Annotated in this window: 2 protein-coding genes and 1 pseudogene; all 3 read left to right on the forward strand. The window is 60.8% G+C overall.

All coding sequences use genetic code 11. The features are described from left to right. Positions 1–354 precede the first annotated feature (354 nt). Positions 355–765 (forward strand): annotated as a pseudogene (locus AACX88_RS17310) (hypothetical protein); the annotation flags it as partial. 30 nt (positions 766–795) lie between these two features. After that, a complete protein-coding gene (locus tag AACX88_RS17315) occupies positions 796–2,247 on the forward strand; it encodes a SpaA isopeptide-forming pilin-related protein (protein ID WP_339394112.1) in 1,452 nt (483 codons plus the stop codon). 110 nt (positions 2,248–2,357) lie between these two features. Then, on the forward strand, positions 2,358–3,755 hold the full coding sequence (locus AACX88_RS17320; RefSeq protein ID WP_339394111.1) for a SpaH/EbpB family LPXTG-anchored major pilin: 1,398 nt from the start codon (positions 2,358–2,360) through the stop codon (positions 3,753–3,755). The last annotated feature ends 636 nt before the right edge of the window (positions 3,756–4,391 follow it).

Here is a 4,391-nt window from a genome sequence, read left to right on the forward strand (position 1 = left end):
CCGGATCGGCCTGAGCATGAATGACGAGTTCGACGGCGCGAGCCTTGAGTTCGTCGGTGTATTTCACTGGCAAGAGAGAATCTCCTTCTTCCAATCTCCCTGCCTCTATTATCCCCGGGGCGATTCAGCGACTTCGCATTCGACAACGCAGGCAACCTCTTCATCGTCCGCAACCTGAATACTGAAACCAGGATCTTCAGTGTGACCAACGAAGCGCTCGCAGCCGCAAACGGAGGCACGATCCCGTCGTCGGCCAGCGGTCCGCGCACGACCTCCGCCGGTATGAACGGCGTAGCATTCGACTCGGCGGGCAAAGCCTACATGGCGACTGGTACCACTCTCTACTCCTACGACATGCCGGGGTTCACCAACGAGCAGCCGGTGACAAGTACGCTCGGCACAAGCACGGATCTTGCCTCGTGCGGTTCGGCGCCGACGGTCACGGTTGAGAAGGACATAAAGAACCGAGTCAACTCCAGTGACCAATTCGCGCTCACACTTGCTCTTGGGCAGAACCCCATTGGGACAACGACGACAACAGGAACCGCAAACGGGATACAGTCGCAGCGAGTCGGCCCAATCGTCACCGGCCGCGGAGCGCAGATCACGGTGAGTGAGGCCGCAACAAGCGGAACTGACTTGAGCAAATATTCTTCGAGCTACAGTTGCACGATTGACGGTCAGCCATTGAGCGGATCGTCCGGAACCGGCACGTCGAAGACCATCACCATTCCGCCGACCGGAACCGAGATCATCTGCCGATTCGTCAACTCACCACTCACCGCGGATGTGACGGTGAATAAGAAGACTCAGGACCAGAACGGCGCTAATACGCAGAATGCTGCCGGCTGGACGGTCGGAGCGAAGGCGACGGCGACGTCGGGGTCCGTGACAAGGACTCCGAATCAGGACACTCAGCAGACAGGCGCCGACGGCAATGCGAAGTGGACTCTGGCCTTCGGCAGTGCTTCCGCACGCGCCAATCTCGCTGTGAGTGAGTCCCAGCAGACGGGCTATCAGTTCGTCAGCGGCTCGTGCACGATCACGCGTCTTGACGGGACCACGGCGAATGTGACGCTCAACAACGAATCTGAGCAGTCTCTGTCCTCGGCGATCCAACCGGGTGACAAGGTCGAATGCGGGTACGTCAACAAAAAGTCGGCCGCTGATGTCACCGTCAACAAGGACTGGGTCATCGACGGCAAGACCGTCGCCAACGGCAGCCAGCCCGACGGGATCAGCGCGAAGCTGCTCCTCGATCCGGCCGGTCAGCCCACCGGTGACCCCGCCTTCGGTCAGAAACGCACCGGGTTCGCCATCAATGACACCGTGAAGATCGGTGAGACGACGACGATCGACGCCCAGAAGTTCCCCGGGTGCACCCTGAAGTCGAAGACGATCTCGGGTCCGGGGATCACGGGCACTGTGGCGCTGACCGACAACTTCAGCACGAAGCTGCAGGGTGCATCGAACACCTACAAGGTGACGAACACCGTCGAATGTCAGACTCTGACGATCGTCAAGAACGTCGAGAACGACAACGGCGGTACGCTCACGGCTGCTGACTGGAACCAGAAGCTCTTCGCGACACCAGCTTCCGGAAGCCGTCTGACGTACAACTCGGGTGAGAAGAAATACGTGCCGACCGGTGCGTACACAATCTCCGAGGACAGCGTCGTCGGCTATGAGCAGGTTTCGGTTGTCTGCACGGGTGGGGCATCGTACGACGACGCGACGAAGAAGGTCACCGTCAACGGCGGTCAGAACGCGACGTGCACGATCAAGAACACCGATTCGACCGGCACTGTCGCGTGGCAGAAGTCCAATGAGAGTGGGGATCTCCTCAAGGGTTCGGAATGGGTGATCCGTGACGGTGCCGGCAATGAGATCCCCCTCAATGACTGTGTGGCGAACTCGGCTGATGGCTGCACGGGACGGGACAAAGATCCTGCAGCCGGCAAGTTCCGCGTGGACAAGCTGAGCTGGGGCGACTACACCCTCGTCGAGACTCGCGCTCCCGCCGGATACAAGCTCGATGAGACCGAACGCAAGTTCTCCATCACCCGCGAACGCCTCGACTTCTCGTTCGATGCCGCGTTCGTCAACGAGCAAGCCGATTCGCCCCAGATCCCCTTCACAGGTGGTATCGGAACGGTCGGTTTCGTCATCGCCGGGGCAGCAATGCTCCTCGGTTGTGTGGCGGGCGCATACTGGCTCAATCGCCGACGGAGGCACGGAAGGAGTTGACCACACATCTCGGCACCACCCCGGTGCACAGCTGAGATGACACTCAGCTCACCAGTGCAACCCAACAAGATCTTCGCGAACTGCGAAATCATCGAAAGGAACAACTACTCATGAAAGCGAACCTGTTCAAGCGGATGAGGACGAGGTGGATCCCCGCCCTCGCCGCAGCAGCTGCGCTCAGCCTCGTCGGCGTCGGGATCACTGCGCCGGCGGCAGAAGCCGCAGGCAACATCAACCCGGACACCCCGAGCTCGCTCACGATCAACAAGTACGACGGCCCACAGGGTCCGCGCGGCGACGGTACGAAGATCGACGACACGTCCGGTCTGGGAACGCCGTTGCGCGGCGTTGAGTTCACTATCCGGAAGGTGCTCACGGCAAACGGAGAAGACGTCAATCTCGACACCGAGGCTGGCTGGAACGCTATCGATGGCGTTGTCGTCGCAGACGTGCTCGATGGAACGGGATTCACATTCGGCCCCGAGATCAAGGTTCTGACCGGTGCTGACGGTACTGTCACGCAGGATCTGGACCACGGCTTGTACGTGGTCGAAGAGACCGACCCGGGTCCGAACAACATCGTCTCCCCGGCGCAGCCGTTCCTCGTCACCCTGCCGCTGCCGCAGTCCGGCGGCAAGTGGCTCTACGACGTCAACGTCTACCCGAAGAACCAGACGAACAAGACCACCCCGACGAAGGAAGTCGCGGATCCGAGCAAGCTCGTCCTCGGGGCCGACGTCACCTGGACGATCACGGCACCGGTTCCGGACAAGGCAGGCGACGACACCTACCGGTCGTTCACCATCACCGACAGCCTCGACCCGCGACTGACGTGTAAGACCATCGCCGTCGACGGCTTCACCGAGGGTACGGACTACACCGCCACCTGCAACGGGCAGACCGCGAACATCGAGTTCACCTCGACTGGTCTGGGCAAGCTCCAGGCAGGGCAGAACGTCGTCATGAAGGTCACCACCACCGTCAACTCCATCGGCGACAACGGAGTGATCGAGAACGAAGCAACGGTCACGACCAACGGCTCGAAGGTCACGACCAACAAGCCGTCGACGAACTGGGGCCCGCTCGAGCTCCTCAAGTACGCCGACAACGACAAATCTGCAACCCTCGGCGGTGCGAGGTTCGAGGTGTACGACTCGAAGGACGGTCAGCCCATCGCTGAGCTCACGACGGATGAGAACGGCAACGCGTCGATCACCCTCTGGGTCGGCAATAACGATGTTAGGGCGAAGGACTACTTCCTCAAGGAGATCCAGGCACCTGCCGGTTACACCCTTCCGGCCGATCCGTGGACGGGACCGATCTCCGTCAGCGCGAATGGTGAGAACACTCCGACCACGATCGACATCTCGAACAAGCAGAAGGACCGGGGTGAGCTTCCGTTCACCGGTGCCAACGGCCAGCTCATGCTGACCATCCTCGGCATCGCCCTGCTGCTGCTCGCGATCGGCGCTGCAGTGGTCCGCTACACCCGGGCCCGCAAGGCCTGAGCAACACCATCCTCTGCCGACGCGGTGGTGATCCACCACATCGGTGAGTGACCTGAGAGGGTCGAGTGACGTACAAGTCGCTCGGCCCTCTCTTGTGCTCCGCAGCGGGCATGCCCATCGGAGAGAGGCACGGTGCTGCAGACGATGACGATCTGCGCCACGGCCGTCAGCAAATGAATGTAGCGTACATCACACACGGGGTTGTGAATGTTATGTGACTGTAACCGAAATCAGGTTTCTGGGTAGTAGGTTAGTCATTGAAACTGCAACGAGAGTCTGCCGTGTCCCCAGCTCGGCGCCTACATATCCCCGATCCCCACCCATCCTCCGGCTCTCCTGCTCCCCTCAGCACCACGTGCTTCATCACGAAACAGGAACAGTATGGCGTTTTTCTCGCCCATATTCTCCGCGAATCCCCAGCGGAGCTCGGGCCCCAGCACACGTTTCCAGGGGATCCTCTCTGCATTCATCGTCCTCGTCCTGCTCTTCTCGGTCAGCGGCGTCCTTATGGGGCTCATCGCAGTTGAGGGTGTAGTCGGGGTCTGAATCCGCCGGCCTCGAGTAGAGATCGGGCGATGTAGTGGGTGAGGTTGCGGAAGCCGAGGGCGGAGCCGCGGAGGTGTTCGAGTCGGCCGT

Source organism: Brevibacterium metallidurans, from assembly GCF_037101285.1.
GTDB lineage: Bacteria > Actinomycetota > Actinomycetes > Actinomycetales > Brevibacteriaceae > Brevibacterium > Brevibacterium metallidurans.

Coding starts and splice junctions, on each gene's coding strand:
- AACX88_RS17320 (WP_339394111.1), top strand. CDS start 2,358: ATGAAAGCGAACCTGTTCAAGCGGATGAGGACGAGGTGGATCCCCGCC.